This is a genomic window from Roseitranquillus sediminis (genome assembly GCF_016918935.1).
In the GTDB taxonomy this organism is placed as follows: domain Bacteria; phylum Pseudomonadota; class Alphaproteobacteria; order Rhodobacterales; family Rhodobacteraceae; genus Roseitranquillus; species Roseitranquillus sediminis.
Window position 1 is genome coordinate 24,867 of the sequence record NZ_JAFFOB010000006.1, and the last position, 16,533, is coordinate 41,399.

Sequence of the window (16,533 nt, forward strand, 5' to 3'; positions counted from 1 at the left end):
TGAGACATGAATGACGATTTGGGAGGAGCGGCGGCAGCTTTGGTCAACGAAGCAGATAGGCCAGCGTTGCAGTCCAAAGTCGCGATCAGACGATCGGTCGACGATACTGGCACTGATCGAGTGGAACCGCTGTTCTTGCCAGAGCGCGGTGCATGGGTGGGATATGAAGAGACTCAGACGGGAACCTTCTTGAACGCTGAGAATATCAGATTGAGGTGGGTCTCACCTGACTTCTTCGAGTATTTGCCGGTAGGCGAGTCAGAATTCGGTTTTGTGCGTGCCAATGGAGAGACGATCACGCCTGGACGAATGTATACGGATGGAGGGTCGATCCCGAGAGCGTTTCGCAACATCGAGGGTTTTTCTCCCTGGAACTTCGCGCCGGCTTTCTTGGTGCATGATTGGGAGTTCGATGTGCATCATTGTCGCATCTCGGATAAGAGCTTCTCAGAGGTCTCTGTGACGATGATGGAGGGCATCAAGACGCTTATGGAGCAGGGCGTGAGCAAGAGATCCCAGAGTACTTTCTACTCGATTCAATTGGCTATCTTATCGCCCTTTGGTGAAGCGGCATGGAATAGAAATCCAGAGGTGTGTCCTCTGCCCGATGTGGGGTAGATTGAGGCAGCGCGGTTGTTCGTTCCGATTTCGGCAGCGGAATGGAAAGCGATATCCCATATTGCTCGAGTGGCGCACCTCAAAGCCGGCTAGGGGCCTAAGGTCGGGGTGGGGCAACACACGGGCAACAGCCTTAAGTCGTTTTGTTCATGTTCTGTGCGGACGGATGCGGCTGAGTGCGTTCTAATCGAGCAAGAGAGTGCTCCCAATATCAGAGGGTTGCCCGCTAAGCGATTGTTTTTTCGACCCAACTTCAATCATGTGGTATCAGGCTCATAACCTGAAGGTCGCAGGTTCAAATCCTGCCCCCGCAACCAAAATATCGGAAGAATTCAAAGGCTTGAGAGAACGCCTCGGCGCTTAGCGCCGAGGCGTTCTTCTTTGCGGCAACGCCACGGCAATATTCAGACGCCACGGCGCGTCTCGGCCCCGGCCGGGGACACCGTCACTGAAAGAGGTGCCGTTGGATGTTTACGAAGGCCGCCCGGATGTCTGCGACAGTTCCCAGGCGTTGCTTCGCTTCATTGGTGCCGCCATAGCGGATGCGGAGGAGGTCCGAGATCTTCGTTAGGGCCAACTCGTCCGTCCCGTGCGCCTCATAGCCTCGCAGCACGTAATCAAGGAAACTGCGCATCTCGTCTTCGTAGCCCGAGAGACCTGTTCTCCGCGCCTGTTCGGATCGCTCCGTCCTGGCGAGGGGCGCAAGGGTGAAGCGGACGTAGGCGAGGACGTCGAAGATGTCGCTGTCCGGCGCGTCGATCAGGCGCTGCATGTCCTCGAGGCGGTCGGCGTCATAGCCCATCTCCGTCAGGCGTAGGATGAACGCGTTACGGCGCTCCGGATCGCTCCAGACGGCGCGCAGCTCGTCCTCGGAGGCGACGAGGGTGCCGAGGTCGCCGAAGAGCTGCTCCATGAACTCCTGCGCGGTGATCGGGCGGCCGTCGTGCGACCAGTAGCTGGTCGACGCGATGTAGCGGATTTGGCGTTCCTTACCGTCAGCGAGCTTGACTACGATCTTCTCGGTCACGGTCGGCTCGGGATCAGTGAGAATCTGGGGCGATCGTCCCGGAGGCTCGCCTGGCGGGCGCGGGCCGGGGGGGCCATCAGGTGGCAGCGGGTCGCTGTCCCATTCGGGGTCGTTGAAGTGCTCATAGCCCTGGAAAGTGAACTCTCCCTCGCCGGTCATGAAGGTCTGGAAGATCGTGAAGAAGACGCTGGCGTTCTTGGGCACACGGCCGAGCTTGCGGATCTCGTCGGGGCTGATCCGGGCGAGCGCGTCGGGCGGGAAGGCGCTGAAGGCGTTGTAGGCCTGGTCGGCGAGGATGTTGCGGTCGGCGAGGAACAGGATGCGCGGGCGGCGCACGGGCTCGCGGCTGAGATTCCAGGAGGACTGGAAGAGCTTCCACGCGATCTGGAAGGCGATGGAGGTCTTGCCGGTGCCGGTGGCGAGCGTCAGCAGGATGCGGCTGCGTCCGCGGGCAACGGCCTCCAGCACCGCGGTAATGGCGTTGTGCTGATAGTAACGCGGCTCCCACTTGCCGCCGCCGGTCTCGAAGTGGACGGCGCCGAAGCGGTCGCGCCAGTCGTTGCCGTCCGGAAAGCAGCGCTGCCAGAGGTCCTGCGGCGAGGGGAAGGGCGGCGCGTGGGTCGCCCTCCGCCCCGGTGTCCATGTCGATGCAGTACCAGCCGACGCCGTTCGTCGAGTAGGCGAAGCGGGCCTTGAGGCGGCGGGCGTAGTCCTTGGCCTGGCCGACGCCGTCGGCGTGCCGAGTCCGGCGCGCTTGGCCTCGATCACAGCGAGCTTCTGATCGCGGCAGCTGAGCACGTAGTCGGCCGAGAGTGGGTTCGCCCGCCCGCCGCCGCCGGTAATCCGGCCGGGGCAGATCATTTCTCGCTGTATTCTCGAGCCCTCGACGACGTCCCACCCGGCCTCGCGCAGGACGGGGTCGATGCGGTTGGCGCGGGTGTCGGCCTCGGTCTCGATGGTCACATGGCGTCTCCCGGACCGAGACCCATCAGTGGAGCCAGAGCTCTAACTCGATCGTTATTCAATCGGCTCATCTGCTGTCTAATGAAGCTCCACGGGTCGGAGTGCGGCTCAAAGTAGGTCCACGAGATCATCTCATATCCGTCGGGACGACCCGGTGCGTCTTCGCCTGCCGGAGACCAGCCATACGCATCGAAGGCATGGAAGCGCAGATAAGGACCCAGCGGCCCCTGCTTGTCCGACAGGCTCGCGAGGGGCTCGGGCATCATCAGTATGTTGGCGAGATGTGTGTAGGAGTCCGGGTCTCTTGCCCTCGTCCACACGTGGGCAATGGTCCAGCCCTTCGCAGGGTGGGTCATCCTGTATCCGTGGGACCACAGCAGCGCCCAGCGCGGCGACGTGTTGTCATCGACCATCAGGCGCCGCCCGTCGATCTCCTGGACGGAGAACCGATCGGATTTGGCGCCACGGATGACAGGAAAGATCGCGCCGCCCACGGCTGCCACGACATCGGGATGGGGAAGAAGGCAGTGCGGAACTGCGATCTGCACGAGCGCCTTGAGGTCGGGGCCGAGATCAGGCGGAGCGGGCTCCGGTCGCGCCTCTGCGATCCAGTCTCTCGGCGCCTTATCGCGATCCGGTGTGGAGGCGTCCAAGTTCCTTCTCCTCAGTCGCGCCGCGTAAGCCACAGGGGCAGATCATCTCGCGCCGTATCTTCGATCCCTCGACGACGCCCCATCCGGCCTCGCGCTGGATGGGGTCGATGCGGTTGGCGCGGGTGTCGGCTTCGGTCTCGGTCATGCGGTCAGGTCAGGCGGCCAGCGAAAGCTTGTTGCAGAAGTGACTGCCGCAGGTGAGCGATACTGGCGAGCTTCGTCTGGTACTCCTCGACCAGAACCTTCGCTCCATCAACGATGGTGTCCAAGCGCTCAATGAGAGCTTCTTGAACGGCCAAGGAGGGTATTCGGATTGGGAAGTCGCTGATCTGCTTTCCGCTCACATGCGGCACACCGAGACCCGTCTGTATCCCGAGCACATAGGCTTCGAAAAGCGGCTCCCGATCCAGTAGCCGATGTATCGGGGCAGGATGCTACTCTTGGCCCGCAATCTTGCGACTCGCTGAACAAGGAGGCTCGGCAAAGCGTCGTCGTCGACGATCGCAAACTTGATGCCCGCGCTAACCCACGTGCGATCCATCGCGACCAAGACGTCGTCGCGCGAGAGTTCATACTTCGAGTAGGTGTCGCGGTCGCTGATGGGCCACCTTTTGAGGCCGTCCCATCGAAAGGCTCCCTGGACAATGTTATCGCCCCGGATCAGCCGAATATCCGAGAGGTCCTCGGTATATCCACGGCTCTTGAAGGCGAAGCCGGTAAGCAGGTCGATATAGTCGCCCAGCGGCTTCAATGTGCCAAGTTCCTCCGAAGCCAGCTCGTCCTCGACGGCCCGGGTGCCCAGTTCCTGCGCATCCGCCAGGTTGGCCTCGGCATGGGCGCGGGCGCGGTCGAGGGCGGCGAAGGCCTGATCGAGCACCGCAACGATCCGCTCCTGCTCCTCCAGCGGCGGCAGTGGTAGCTCGACTGCCCTCAGATTGGTCGCGGAAAGCTCCTTAAAGGTCGTGCCCGAACCGAGGTCGTTCAGCTTCTGCCGGCTTGCGGCGAGGAAGTAGTAGAGGAAGACGTGGTCGAGGCGCTTGCCGGGGACGATCCCGCGACATCCCTGATTGAATGCCATCGGGACCGAGTTGATCGCCAGATGGCCGATGGGAGCTCGCGTCGAAAGGATGACCGACTGCGGAGGCACGAGCCTTGCAGAGGATTTCGCCAGACCCGCTGCGGAAATGGTACGGGGCGTCACGGAAATCTCGCGCCCGTCCATCTGCCCCATGTCTTTCGGCGTAAGCCATTCAACGTCACCGTCCCAGTACTCGGCGACCTTCGACTTCGGCGTGCCTCCATTGACGACGGTTGCAACCTCACCAAGTGCCGCGTTTGTCCAATGAGAAGGCGGGGAATTGGGAACCTCTATCTGATCCTTCACAGCATCCCCCGGATGTCTTCGAGGATCCGTGCCGTCTCGCCACTCTTTCCGGCGAGGCTGACGCGCGGCGAAGCCTCACGTTGGCAGCCTTGCGCATACAGGCCGTCCAGCTCGCGAGCGTGTGTCCGCCCCACGCGACTCGACCACATATTCAAGAGGGATACCTACTTGGGGAATTTCCCGACATCGCAATCTACGAACAGAAGCAACTTTATACTGCATTCGAAGTTGATTTTGGTAGGCGACTGATTGCGAAATTTCGTTTCAAGAAATCTACATTTATATCGAATGCGGACTTTCCTTTAATATCCCGAGCCGCGCTTTACCCCGATGATACTGATCCATTCATCGGACTGGCTACTGAACTGCGCCACCACCTGGAAGTCTGAACAATGTCCATGAGAAACCTTGTCAAAACCATCCAAGACGTCATGCGCAAGGACGTCGGCGTCGATGGCGACGCGCAGCGCCTCTCGCAACTGGTCTGGATGTTCTTCCTCAAGATCATCGACGACCAGGACGAGGCCCTCGAGTTCACCCGCGACGACTACACCTCGCCCATTCCGGAGCACCTTCAATGGCGCAACTGGGCGGCGGACCCGGAGGGCATCACCGGCGACGAGCTCCAGGACTTCGTAAACTTGCAGCTGTTCCCGACTCTGAAGGAGCTGCCAGCTACGACGTCCCGCGCCCGCGTCGTCCGTTCCGTCTTCGAGGACGCCTACAACTACATGAAGTCTGGCCAGCTCATGCGGCAGGTGATCAACAAGATCTCCGAGGTGGACTTCAACAGCTTATCCGAGCGACAACACTTCGGGGACATCTACGAGCAGCTCCTGAACGACCTCCAGAACGCGGGCAACGCCGGCGAATATTACACCCCTCGCGCCGTCACGGCCTTCATGGTCCAGCAGATGGACCCAAAGCCCGGCCAGATCCTTATGGACACCGCCTGCGGCACCGGCGGCTTCCTTACCTGCGCAATGCGCCACATGCGGAAACACTACGTGAAGCGGCCCGAGGACGAGGCCACTATGCAGTCCTCCCTCCGCGCCGTGGAGCAGAAGCCCCTGCCGCATATGCTCTGCACGACGAACATGCTCCTCCACAACGTCGAGGAGCCGTCCTGGGTGAGGCACGACAACACGCTGGCTCGTCCGCTCATCAGCTGGACCAAGGACGAGCGCGTCGACATGATCCTCACCAACCCGCCCTTTGGCGGGAAGGAAGAGGACGGGATCGAGAATAACTTCCCCCAGTTCAAGACCCGCGAGACGGCCGACCTTTTCCTCGCCCTCATCATCCGGCTGCTGAAAAAGAACGGGCGCGCGGCCGTTGTCCTGCCCGACGGCTCGCTCTTCGGGGAAGGGATCAAGACCCGCCTCAAGGAGCACCTGCTGACCGAGTGCAACCTGCATACCATCGTCCGGCTGCCGAACTCGGTCTTCAAGCCCTACGCCTCCATTGGCACGAACCAGAAGAGAGCCGTCCAATGAACAAATTTCAGTCGCCAGTTCCCCAAGCTGCTAAATCTGAAATTGGACTACGGATAAGGTCGGGCAGCCCTCGTAACTTGGTCTTCACGCAAGCTTATGGGCGAAATGCGCAAACTTATGGGGATCGCGCATGATTACGCACGATCCTACAACGAGTCAGAAGTCGAGGTTGGCGACGCTTAGCGCATTTTCCTGGATGAAGGCGCGGCGGGGCTCGACGACGTCGCCCATGAGCTTGGTGAAGATGTCGTCGGCCTCTGCCACGTCGTCGATTTTGACCTGAAGAAGCGTGCGCGCCTCGGGGTCCAGCGTGGTCTCCCAAAGCTGGTCCGGGTTCATCTCGCCGAGGCCCTTGTAGCGCTGCAGCGCCAACCCTTTCTCACCCTCGGTCAGGATCGCCTCGAGGAGGTCGAGCGGGCCATAGATCGGCGTCTCGCGATCCTTGCGGATCAGACGGGCAGGTTTCCTGTAAGTCTCCTGAAGGTCCTTGGTGAAGCCGCCGAGACGCCGCGCCTCGGCGGCGCGCAGGACCGGCCCGTCGAGCGTCCGCACCTCTTCGACGCCCCTGACCATGCGGCTGAGGCGAAGCCCCTTGTCCTGCGTCGGCCGTCCGGTCCAGCCGCGCTCATATTCCAGCGCGATCAGGTCCAGCCGTGCGGCGACGTCGTCGGCCACGCCCTGCAGATCGCTGTCGGCACGCCCGGGCACGAAGGCGCCTGCGATCGCCGCCTGCTCCAGGATCTTGCGCGGATAGTGCGTGGGAAAGCCCTGCAGGATGCGGCGCACCTGCCGCGCCTCGCCGACCACGCGGCCGAGGTCCGCGCCGACGATGTCCTCACCCGTGCCGAGGCGCAGGCAGGCGCCATCCACCCCCTGCTCGATCAGGTAATCCTCGAGCGCCGCCTCGTCCTTGAGGTAGACCTCGGACTTGCCGCGGCTCACTTTGTAGAGCGGCGGCTGGGCTATGTAGAGGTGCCCCTCCTCGATGATGTGGGGCATCTGCCGGAAGAAGAACGTCAGTAGCAGCGTCCGGATGTGCGCGCCGTCCACGTCGGCGTCCGTCATGATGACGATCTTGTGGTAGCGCAGCTTTGAGATGTCGAACTCGTCGCGGCCGATGCCGGTGCCGAGCGCTGTGATCAGGGTCCCGATCTCCTGCGATGAGAGCATCCGGTCGAAGCGCGCGCGCTCGACGTTCAGGATCTTGCCGCGGAGCGGAAGCACCGCCTGGTTCGCGCGGCTGCGGCCCTGCTTGGCCGAGCCGCCCGCGCTGTCGCCTTCGACGAGGAACAGCTCGCGGTCGGCAGGGTCCTTGGCCTGGCAGTCGGCCAGCTTGCCCGGCAGGTTCGAGACATCGAAGGCGGACTTCTTTCGGGTCATCTCGCGCGCCCGCCGCGCCGCCTCGCGCGCCAGCGCCGCCTCGATGATCTTGCCGACGACGATCCGCGCCTCCTGCGGATGCTCCTCGAACCATTCCGCGAGCTTCTCGTTCATCAACCCCTCGACCGCCGGCCGGACCTCGGAGCTGACGAGCTTGTCCTTGGTCTGCGACGAGAACTTGGGGTCTGGCACCTTGACGCTGAGCACGCAGGTCAGACCCTCGCGCGCGTCGTCACCCGACAGAACCACCTTCTCGCGCCGGGCGATGCCGGACGAGGCGGCGTAGAGATTGATAGTGCGCGTCAGCGCGCCGCGGAAGCCCGCGAGGTGGGTGCCCCCGTCGCGCTGCGGGATGTTGTTGGTGAACGGCAGCACCATCTCGTTGAAGCCGTCGTTCCACCACATGGCGACCTCGACGGTCACGCCGTCGCGCTCGCCCGAGATGAAGATCGGCTCGGGGATCAGGGGGTTCTTCGAGCGGTCGAGGTAGCGCACGAACTCGCGCACGCCGCCCTCGTAGTGCATCTCGACGCGGTGCGTCTCGCCGTGGCGCTCGTCGACCAGCACGATGATCACGCCCGAGTTCAGGAAGGCCAGCTCACGCAGGCGCGCTTCCAGCGTCTTGAAGCTGTAGTCAAGGTTCGAAAACGTGCTGAGCGAGGCGAGGAACCGCACCTCGGTCCCCTTCTCGCCGTTCGCGTCGCCGGTGACGCGCAGCGGCTCGACCGTCTCGCCCCGTTCGAAGCGGGCATAATGCTCCTTGCCGTCGCGCCAGATCCTGAGCTCCAGCCAATCGGAGAGCGCGTTGACGACGCTGACGCCCACGCCGTGCAGGCCGCCCGAGACCTTGTAGCTGTTCTGGTCGAACTTCCCGCCGGCGTGGAGCTGGGTCATGATGACCTCGGCCGCGCTGACGCCCTCGCCCTCGTGGATGCCGACCGGAATGCCGCGGCCATTGTCGCGCACGCTGACGCTGTCGTCGTCGTGCAGCGTCACCGTCACCGCGTCTGCATAGCCGCCCAGCGCCTCGTCGATGCCGTTGTCGACGACCTCGTAGACCATGTGGTGCAGACCCGAGCCGTCGTCGGTGTCTCCGATGTACATGCCCGGGCGCTTACGCACGGCCTCCAGGCCCTTGAGGACCTTGATTGAATCGGCGCCATATTCCTCGGGAACGCGTGCGGGCTCGGCCATGTCGGAGCTGTCCTGTCTAACGGTGCCGCACTTCTATCCCAGCGGCCGACTGGTGTCACCCACATGGGCGCGGCAAGCCTATGTGCCAAGGCTCGGGAGCGTCAGACTGCCGTCCTTGGCAAGCGGCCAGAACGGGTTGTGCGCTACCTCCCAGACATGTCCGTCGGGATCGGCAAAGTACCCGGAGTAGCCGCCCCAGAAGACCGCCTCCGGCCGCTTCAGCGCCGTCGCGCCCGCCGAGAGCGCCAGAGCGAAGGCCGCGTCCACCTCCTCGCGCGAGCCGAGGTTCCGGGCGAGCGTCGCGGCGCCGGTGCCGAGCGCGGCGCCGGGCCGTCCCTGGTCCTTCGCCAGTTCGTCCAGCGGAAAGAGGCCCAGCACCTGCCCGGCAAGCTGGATGAAGACCACCGTCTCCTGGCTCTCTGCCGCCGCCTCCCAGCCGAGCGCGGCATAGAAGGCGCGCGCGCGGTCGAGGTTGGTGACCCCCAGCGTCACCAGCGTGATGGACGGGGGGAACACGGTGTCCTCCCTCAGACCCGCTCGATCGCCAGCGCGATGCCCTGGCCGCCGCCGATGCACATGGTGACGAGGGCCCGCCGCCCACCTGAGCGCTCCAGTTCGTAGAGCGCCTTGACGCAGAGGATCGCCCCGGTCGCACCCACCGGGTGGCCCAGCGCGATGGCGCCGCCGTTCGGATTGACCCGCTCGGGGTCCAGCCCGAGCCCCTGCGACACGGCGATGGCCTGCGCCGCGAAGGCTTCGTTCGACTCGATCACGTCGAAATCGCCGATGGACAGGCCGGTGCGCTCCATCAGCCGCTCGACGGCCGGGATCGGACCGATGCCCATGACCTCCGGACGGACGCCGGCGTGGGCATAGCCGAGCATCCGCGCCCGCGGCTTTGCCCCAGCCCTCTCGGCGGCGTCCGCGCGCGCGAGCACCAGCGCCGCTGCGCCGTCGTTGATGCCGCTCGCGTTGCCCGCCGTCACGCTGCCGTCCTTGCGGAAGGCGGGCCTCAGCCCGGCCAGCGCCTCGGCGGTCGTCGCCTTCGGGTGCTCGTCGCGCCGGAACTCCACTGTGTCGCGCTTCACCCGGACCTCGACCGGAACGATCTGCTCGTCGAAGCGCCCCTCCTCGATGGCGCGGGCCGCCCGCTTCTGGCTCTCGAGCGCGAAGGCGTCCTGCGCCTGCCGGTCGATCTGGCGCTCGGACGCGACATTCTCGGCCGTGACGCCCATGTGCCCCGCGCCGAACGGATCGCTCAGCGCGCCCAGCATCATGTCCTGCGCGCCCGCATCGCCCATCTTCTGGCCCCAGCGCGCCTGCGGCAGGATGTAGGGCGAGCGGCTCATGCTCTCGGCACCGCCGGCCAGCGCGAAGTCCGCGTCGCCGAGGCTCAGCGCCTGGGTCGCGGACGCGACGGCCTGCGCCCCCGAGCCGCACAGGCGGTTCACGTTCATCGCCGGCACCGTGTCGGGGACGCCGGCCTGGATCGACGCGACGCGCGAAAGGTACATGTCTCGCGGCTCGGTGTTGATGACATGACCGAAGACGACGTGGCCGATGCGGTCGGGTGCTACCTCCGCGCGCTCGAGCGCCGCCCTTGCGGCGACGGTGGCGAGTTCGGTGGGCGGCGTCGCGGCGAGTGACCCGCCGAAGGTGCCGATGGCCGTGCGGACGGCGCCGAGGATTACGATGTCCGTCATCTGTCAGTCTCCCCCGATGGCGATGAAAGTGATCTCAGGCGGACGCCCGACTCGCAAGGGCAGACCTGTGAAGCCGAGCCCGCCCGAGACGACGAGGTGGCGCCCGTCCTCGACGATGTGACCCCATGCATACCGCGCACCGTGATCGGACGGCACGACCGGCGTCCACCCCAGCGGCGCGATCTGGCCCCCGTGAGTGTGGCCGCTGACCTGAAGAAACGGGCGGTCTTCTTCGGCGAAGACATCCGGCTCATGCGCCAGCAGGATCGACGGTGCCCCTACCGGCACCCCGCGGAAGGCGGCCGTGCGGTCGTCGAAGCCGGGGCGGCCGGGACGGTGCAGGGCGCGCCGACTGTCGAGGCCGACCAGCCAGAGGCCATCGCCAACATCGAGCCTCGTCGCGCGGTTTCGCAGCACCGGCAGACCTGTGGCCTCGAAAGCCATTTCGACGGCGCAGGTCGCATGGCCGGTGGCGTGGGCCTGCAGATCGTCGCTCCAGTCATGGTTTCCCAGCACGGCGAAGACCCCGAGCGGCGCGAACAGCCGTGCCAGTTCCCCCGCCACGTCCTCGACCGGCATCGGCCACAGCGGCAGGTTCCGATCCGCGACGGCGTCGCCGGCGAAGAGCGTCAGGTCCGGCGCCTCGGCGTTGACCAGATCGACCGCCCGCCGCAGATGCGACCGCGTTGTCCACCAGCCGCCTGCGTGCAGGTCGGAGAGGACGCCGATCGTCAGCCGGGGTCGCGGCCACGCGCGGTGCGCGAGCCGGTGGCGCACCAGGCGCGGCCGGCCCGATCCGAAATCCGGCCGCAGCCCGCTCCACATACTCATCCACAGTTATTGCCAGCCGCGAGGCAGCAGGAACAGGGGCAAGTTACCGGCGCCTCGCCCGCGACGTGCGGGGAGCGCTTCCTGCGGCAAAAGGAAGCGGCTATAAGCTCACCAGGTCACAGGCGCCGCCGTCTTTAGCGGCAACCCGGACGTCTGCCGGCCCGAGGGCGCAGCACGCGACCTCCCCATTGAAACTTCGGGGCCGCGTCGCCGCGGCCAGTAATCGGAGAACAACTCATGCGCAATGTCGCTTTCCTCTTCTACGCAACCGCCGCGGTCTTTGCCCTGATCGGGATGGGCTGGGGCATCGTGATGTCTGCCACGCATGATCACGCCCTGTCACCGGCGCACGGGCATCTCAACCTCATCGGCTTCGTGGCCATGGCGGTGTTCGGCACCTACTACGCGCTGACCCCGCGCGCCGCATCCAGCCTGCTGGCGCGCCTGCACTACGGCGTCACCGTCGCTGCAGTGCTGGTACTCATACCCGGCATCGTCGCGGCGATCCGCCAGACGGGCGAGCTCGGCGCGCAACTCGGGGCGCTCCTCGGCATGGCGGCGATGGCGCTCTTCCTCGTGGTCGTGCTGATCCACGGCGTCGGCGCTGCGCCGGAGACCGGCCGCCGCCTCGCCGCAACGCCTGCGGAGTAGCGTCCGCGGCGGGCCGGCGCGACGCGGGCCCGCCGCATCTTTCCGCGCGTAGCGGGCGACTGGCACCTGCCGCGCTAGAGGCTAGTATCCTGCGGACCCTGCCACCCGAAAGAGAGGGAGCGGATGTCCGCGCCGGACCCGGCCACGCCACGACTGGCGATCGATGAGCTGATCGCCTGCCCTCGCTGCGATGCGCTGCATCGTGCCGAGCTGCCCCATGCGGGAGAGCGCGCGATCTGCCGGCGCTGCGGAACGGTCCTCATCGCGCCGCGCGCGGGGTCCTACGGGCGGATCCTGATGCTGGCGACCACGATCATGATCCTGATGTTCGGCGCGGTCTTCTTTCCTTTCCTGCAACTTCGCGTCGCGGGGCTGCGCAGCGACGCCTCGGTCTTCGACACAGCGCGCGCCTTCGCCGGCGGCAACATGGCGCCGCTGGCCGTCGCCGTGGCGCTGCTGATCGTGCTGATCCCGGTACTGCGCGTGTTGCTCATCTCCTACGTTCTCGCGCCGCTCGCGGCCGGACGGCGGCCGGCGCGCCATGCGGCGGCGGCGTTCCGGCTGTCTGAGGACCTGCGCCCGTGGTCCATGGCCGAGATCTTCGTGATCGGCACCGCCGTCGCACTGGTCAAGCTCGCCGACCTCGCGCAGGTGGTTCTCGGCCCCGCGTTCTGGATGTTCGCCGCGCTGGTGGTGGTGACGGTGCTGCAGGATGGCTTCATGTGCCGCTGGTCGATCTGGCGGGCGCTGGAGGCGGAACGCTGAGCGCCGAGGCGCTCACCAGCGCGCGCGAGGCGGGCCTCGTCGGCTGCACCCGCTGCACCCGGGTCTGGCCGCGCGGCACCCGCGTCTGCGGCCGCTGCGGCGGGGCGCTTCACTCGCGCCGGCCGCAGAGCCTGCAGCGGGTTTGGGGGTGGTGGTTCGCGGGCCTCATCTGCTACATCCCTGCGAACCTCTACCCGATGCTGCGGACAAGGACGCTTCTGACCGTTCAGGAAGACACCATCGTCGGCGGCGCGATCGAACTTGCCACTCACGGCGCCCTGGCGGTTGCGCTGATCGTGCTGATCGCGAGCGTCGCGATCCCCGTGGCCAAGTTCATGGCGATTGCCTACCTCGCGCTGAACCTCGGCCACCGGGCGCGGCTGACGGCGCACCGGCGACAGCAGCTCTACGAGCTGGTGGAGTTCATCGGCCGCTGGTCGATGATCGACGTCTTTGTGGTGGCGATCCTGTCGTCGCTCGTGCAGCTCAACGCCATCGCGACGATCAACCCCGGTCCGGCGGCCTTCACCTTTGCGCTCTCCGTCATCTTCACGATGCTGAGTGCGCAGAGCTTCGATTCCCGCATGATATGGGATCGCGCCGCGTGAGCGAAGTGCCCGAGCCCGAGATCCGGCCCGCCCGCCGCGCGATGCTCGACCGCATTTCGGTGGTCTGGCTGGTTCCGCTCGGAGCGCTGGTGATCTCGCTCGCAATCGCGTGGCAGAACTACGCCCAGCGCGGGCCGCTGATCGACATCGCCTTCGAAAATGCCGCAGGCATCCAGCCGGGCGAGACCGAGCTGCGCTATCGCGACGTGCCCGTCGGCCTGGTCGAGGACGTGGGCTTTTCTGCCGGGCTGGATCAGGTGCTCGTCACCGTGCGCCTGGATCAGGACGTGGCGCCCTACGTCGACGCCGAGAGCGAGTTCTGGGTGGTGCAGCCGCAGGTGACCGCGCAGGGCATCTCCGGCCTCGGCACCGTGCTGTCGGGCGTCTACATCGAAGGTTCGTGGGATGACGAGATCGAGGGCGATCAGACGCGTTTCGATGGCCGCGCCGTCCCGCCGGTCGCGCGGCCCGACCAGCCGGGCCTGCAGATCGTGCTGACGACGAACGAGGGTGAGGGGCTGATCGAAGGCACCCCGATCCTCTATCGCGGCGTCACTGTCGGCCACATCGCCAACCTGAGGCTGGCCGAAGAAGGCGATGCGGTTCTGGCCGATGCCTTCGTCGAGGCGCCGCACGACCGGCTCATCAACTCGAGCACCCGCTTCTGGAATGCCTCGGGCTTCTCCTTCACGCTGGGGCCGCAGGGGGCGGTGCTCGATGTCTCGTCGCTCGCGGCCCTTGTCACCGGTGGTGTGGCCTTCGACAGCCTCGTCACAGGCGGCAATTCGGTCGAGCCCGGCACGCGCTTCGAGCTCTACGCCGATCGGCCGGCGGCGCTGACGAGCGTCTTCAGCGAGCCGGAGGCGGGCGAGCGCGTGCAGGTCGCCGTCGTCTTCAGCGGCGACGTCGCCGGCCTGAGCGCGGGCTCGGCGGTGGAGCTTCGGGGCGTGCGCGTGGGCGAGGTCACGGCCGTCACCGGCTACGTCGACGAGGAGCGGTTCGGCGACCGGCGTGTCCGCCTCCTCGCGACGGTCGCATTGCGTCCGGTCCGGCTCGGCTTTGACGGAGAGGCGGGGCGGGAGGCGGTCCTCGACTATCTGCAGGAGCTGGTGGACCAGGGAGTGCGGGCCCAGCTTGCACGCGGCAGCCTGCTCGTGGGCGGCCTCAAGATCGCGCTGGTCGAGGCCGAGGACGCCGAACCGGCAGCCATCGCGCTTGATGCCGATCCCTATCCGATCTTCCCGTCGATCGCCGCCGACCTGCCGGATACCGCGGCCACGGCCGAGGCTCTCATCGCCCGCGTCAGCAACCTGCCGATCGAGGAGCTTTTGGGCTCCGCCTCCGAGCTTCTTGCCAACGTCAACGCGATCCTGGGCTCGGAAGCCCTGCGCGAGACGCCGGACGAGGTGCTGGGGCTGGTAGCCGATCTCCGCGGCGTCGTCGGCGCCGAGGCGGTGCAGGAACTCCCCGCGCAGCTCGGCGAGATACTGACGTCGCTCAACGGCGCCACGACCGAACTGCGCACGGTGCTGGCCGAGCTGCAGGACGCCGGTGCGGTCGAAGCGCTGACCGAGGCGCTGGCGAGCGCGGCCACGGGCATCGCGGCAGTCGAGCGTCTGGTCTCTGCCGCCGAGCCCGCGGCGGAGGAGCTGCCGCAGCTCGTCGCCAACCTCTCCGCCGTGGCCGAGATCGCCGCCAGCCTGCCGCTGGAGCAGGCGGTCGTCGCCGCCGCCGACGCGGCCGAAGCGGCGCGGGCGCTGGTCGCCAGCCCTGAGGCGCAGCGCGTTCCGGCCGAGGCCGCCGAGGCGCTAGCGACGCTGGACGAGGTACTTGCTCAGGTGCGCGATACCGGTCTCGTCGGCACCGCGGACACGGCGCTGGCGCGTGCCGCCGAGGCGGCAGAGGCGCTTGGCGCGGCGACCGAGCAGCTGCCGGAGCTGATTGCCGAGGCCGACCGCTTCGCCACCGCCGCGGCCGAGGCCGCCGAGACGATCGCGGCGCTGACGCTCGAGCCGCTGGTGGCCGAGGCCACCGCCGCCGCCGCCGCCGCGCGCGAGCTTATCGCCAGCGAGGCGCTGCAGCAGGCCCCCGCCGCCGCTACCGAAGCGCTTGCCGCGCTGGAAGCGACGCTGGCGGAGGTGCGTGAGGCGGGGCTTATCAGCTCGGCAAACACGGCACTGGCCGCAGCGGGAAGCGCCGCCTCGGCCGTCGACGCCGCGCTTGCCGGCCTGCCGGAGCTGATTGCGGAGGTGCAGGCGCTCGCGACGGCGCTGGGTGGCCTGCCGCTCGCCGAGCTCACCGGCGAGGCCACCGACCTGGTGCAGTCGGCGCAGGCCCTGATCGGCAGCCCCGAAGCGCAGCGCGTGCCGGGCGAGTTGGCGGCCGTGCTCGACGAGACCGAGGCGGTCCTGGCCCAGCTTCGCGAGACGGAGGTGGTGGCAAGCGCCGACGCCACGCTCGTCTCGGCCCGCGAGGCGGCGGATGCCGTCGCCGCGGCCACCGGTGAGCTGCCGGCGCTGATCGAGCGGATCGGGTCCGTCGCCGCCACGGTCGAGGCGCTGCCGCTGGCGCCGACCCTGGAGTCGGCCCGCTCGGCCCTCGGCTCGGCCGATGCGCTCCTGTCGTCGGAGGCGACGCAGGGGCTGCCGGCATCGCTGACCGAGACGCTGGCGGAGTTGCAGGCGACGCTGGAGGACCTAAGGGCGTCCGGCGTCATCGCCACGGCGACCACAACGCTCGCTGCGGCCGGCCGTACAGCCGAGGCCGTGACCGAGGCGAGCGCCGGCGTGCCGCAGCTGGTCGAGGGCCTCTCCGGCCTGACCGACAGGGCCAATGCGCTGCCGCTCGAGCGGCTTACCACCGAGATTGCGGACCTCGCTGCCGCCGCCGAGGCGCTCCTGGCGGCCGACGGGGCACAGGACTTGCCCGCATCGCTGAATGCGACGCTGGCCGAGGTACAGGCGTCGCTGGCCGAGCTGCGCGAGGGCGGGCTGATCGCGTCGGCCAACGCCACCCTTGCCTCCGCCTCGGACGCGGCGCAGGCGGTGGCGGAGGCGTCGGCGGCGCTGCCCGCGCTGGCCGACCGGCTCGACGCGCTGGCGGACCAGGCGGAGACGACGCTCGCCGGCTACGACGAGGGCTCCGAGTTGACCCGCCGGGCTCAGAGCACGCTGCGCCAGGTGGAGGAGGCGGCCCGCTCGGTCAGCTCGCTCGCCCGTGCCATAGAACGTAACCCCAATTCGCTCTTGCTGGGACGCTGA

At 66.9% G+C, this 16,533-nt stretch carries 13 protein-coding genes and 1 pseudogene; 6 read left to right on the plus strand and 8 right to left on the minus strand.

The genetic code is table 11. The features are described from left to right. Positions 1–6: 6 nt before the first annotated feature. The gene (locus tag JM664_RS02805; protein ID WP_227418389.1) at positions 7–618 is read left to right on the plus strand and encodes a DUF1353 domain-containing protein; all 612 of its coding nucleotides are present in this window, start codon (positions 7–9) and stop codon (positions 616–618) included. A 445-nt stretch (positions 619–1,063) separates the two neighbouring features. Here JM664_RS02805 and JM664_RS02810 read toward each other — a convergent pair. The 4 genes and pseudogenes from JM664_RS02810 to JM664_RS02825 all read right to left on the minus strand — a co-directional run bounded on the left by JM664_RS02810 (position 1,064) and on the right by JM664_RS02825 (position 4,645). Then, positions 1,064–2,608 (minus strand): annotated as a pseudogene (locus tag JM664_RS02810) (type I restriction-modification enzyme R subunit C-terminal domain-containing protein). Next, positions 2,605–3,261 carry a hypothetical protein gene (locus tag JM664_RS02815; RefSeq protein ID WP_227418391.1) on the minus strand — a complete coding sequence of 219 codons (657 nt, stop codon included), beginning with the start codon at positions 3,259–3,261 and terminating at the stop codon, positions 2,605–2,607. The pseudogene JM664_RS02810 and the gene JM664_RS02815 overlap by 4 nt, the downstream one beginning before the upstream one ends. Continuing rightward, positions 3,233–3,406: a hypothetical protein gene (locus tag JM664_RS02820; RefSeq protein WP_227418392.1), complete on the minus strand. Its 174-nt coding sequence runs from the start codon at positions 3,404–3,406 to the stop codon at positions 3,233–3,235. Before JM664_RS02820 ends, JM664_RS02815 begins: the two co-directional genes overlap by 29 nt. A 195-nt stretch (positions 3,407–3,601) precedes the next feature. After that, positions 3,602–4,645, minus strand: coding sequence for a restriction endonuclease subunit S (locus JM664_RS02825; protein ID WP_227418393.1), 1,044 nt, complete (start codon positions 4,643–4,645; stop codon positions 3,602–3,604). A gap of 398 nt (positions 4,646–5,043) precedes the next feature. On the opposite strand from JM664_RS02825, the gene JM664_RS02830 reads away from it, so the two are divergent. Then, positions 5,044–6,141 (plus strand): type I restriction-modification system subunit M, encoded by a 1,098-nt coding sequence (locus tag JM664_RS02830; protein WP_227418394.1) that lies wholly within the window; start codon positions 5,044–5,046, stop codon positions 6,139–6,141. 156 nt (positions 6,142–6,297) lie between these two features. Here the strand turns inward: JM664_RS02830 and gyrB are convergent, their stop codons facing one another. The 4 genes from gyrB to JM664_RS02850 form a co-directional block, all read right to left on the minus strand. Continuing rightward, positions 6,298–8,715: a DNA topoisomerase (ATP-hydrolyzing) subunit B gene (gene gyrB / locus JM664_RS02835; protein WP_227418395.1), complete on the minus strand. Its 2,418-nt coding sequence runs from the start codon at positions 8,713–8,715 to the stop codon at positions 6,298–6,300. Between the two features lie 78 nt (positions 8,716–8,793). Further along, positions 8,794–9,231 (minus strand): VOC family protein, encoded by a 438-nt coding sequence (locus tag JM664_RS02840; RefSeq protein WP_227418396.1) that lies wholly within the window; start codon positions 9,229–9,231, stop codon positions 8,794–8,796. A gap of 11 nt (positions 9,232–9,242) precedes the next feature. Then, positions 9,243–10,418 (minus strand): acetyl-CoA C-acyltransferase family protein, encoded by a 1,176-nt coding sequence (locus JM664_RS02845; RefSeq protein WP_227418397.1) that lies wholly within the window; start codon positions 10,416–10,418, stop codon positions 9,243–9,245. A gap of 3 nt (positions 10,419–10,421) precedes the next feature. Further along, positions 10,422–11,249 (minus strand): metallophosphoesterase, encoded by an 828-nt coding sequence (locus tag JM664_RS02850; RefSeq protein ID WP_227418398.1) that lies wholly within the window; start codon positions 11,247–11,249, stop codon positions 10,422–10,424. Between the two features lie 237 nt (positions 11,250–11,486). Between JM664_RS02850 and JM664_RS02855 the strand changes: the two genes are divergently transcribed. The 4 genes from JM664_RS02855 to JM664_RS02870 all read left to right on the plus strand — a co-directional run bounded on the left by JM664_RS02855 (position 11,487) and on the right by JM664_RS02870 (position 16,533). Further along, positions 11,487–11,900, plus strand: a complete 414-nt coding sequence (locus tag JM664_RS02855) for a hypothetical protein (protein ID WP_227418399.1) — start codon at positions 11,487–11,489, stop codon at positions 11,898–11,900. Positions 11,901–12,023: 123 nt separating this feature from the next. Then, positions 12,024–12,665, plus strand: a complete 642-nt coding sequence (locus tag JM664_RS02860; protein ID WP_227418400.1) for a paraquat-inducible protein A — start codon at positions 12,024–12,026, stop codon at positions 12,663–12,665. Beyond that, positions 12,623–13,273, plus strand: a complete 651-nt coding sequence (locus JM664_RS02865) for a paraquat-inducible protein A (RefSeq protein ID WP_227418401.1) — start codon at positions 12,623–12,625, stop codon at positions 13,271–13,273. The genes JM664_RS02860 and JM664_RS02865 overlap by 43 nt, the downstream gene beginning before the upstream one ends. Continuing rightward, positions 13,270–16,533 (plus strand): MlaD family protein, encoded by a 3,264-nt coding sequence (locus JM664_RS02870; RefSeq protein ID WP_227418402.1) that lies wholly within the window; start codon positions 13,270–13,272, stop codon positions 16,531–16,533. Before JM664_RS02865 ends, JM664_RS02870 begins: the two co-directional genes overlap by 4 nt.

Coding starts and splice junctions, on each gene's coding strand:
- JM664_RS02855 (WP_227418399.1), top strand. CDS start 11,487: ATGCGCAATGTCGCTTTCCTCTTCTACGCAACCGCCGCGGTCTTTGCC.
- JM664_RS02860 (WP_227418400.1), top strand. CDS start 12,024: ATGTCCGCGCCGGACCCGGCCACGCCACGACTGGCGATCGATGAGCTG.
- JM664_RS02845 (WP_227418397.1), bottom strand. CDS start 10,418: ATGACGGACATCGTAATCCTCGGCGCCGTCCGCACGGCCATCGGCACC.
- JM664_RS02850 (WP_227418398.1), bottom strand. CDS start 11,249: ATGAGTATGTGGAGCGGGCTGCGGCCGGATTTCGGATCGGGCCGGCCG.
- JM664_RS02820 (WP_227418392.1), bottom strand. CDS start 3,406: ATGACCGAGACCGAAGCCGACACCCGCGCCAACCGCATCGACCCCATC.
- JM664_RS02830 (WP_227418394.1), top strand. CDS start 5,044: ATGAGAAACCTTGTCAAAACCATCCAAGACGTCATGCGCAAGGACGTC.
- JM664_RS02805 (WP_227418389.1), top strand. CDS start 7: ATGAATGACGATTTGGGAGGAGCGGCGGCAGCTTTGGTCAACGAAGCA.
- gyrB (WP_227418395.1), bottom strand. CDS start 8,715: ATGGCCGAGCCCGCACGCGTTCCCGAGGAATATGGCGCCGATTCAATC.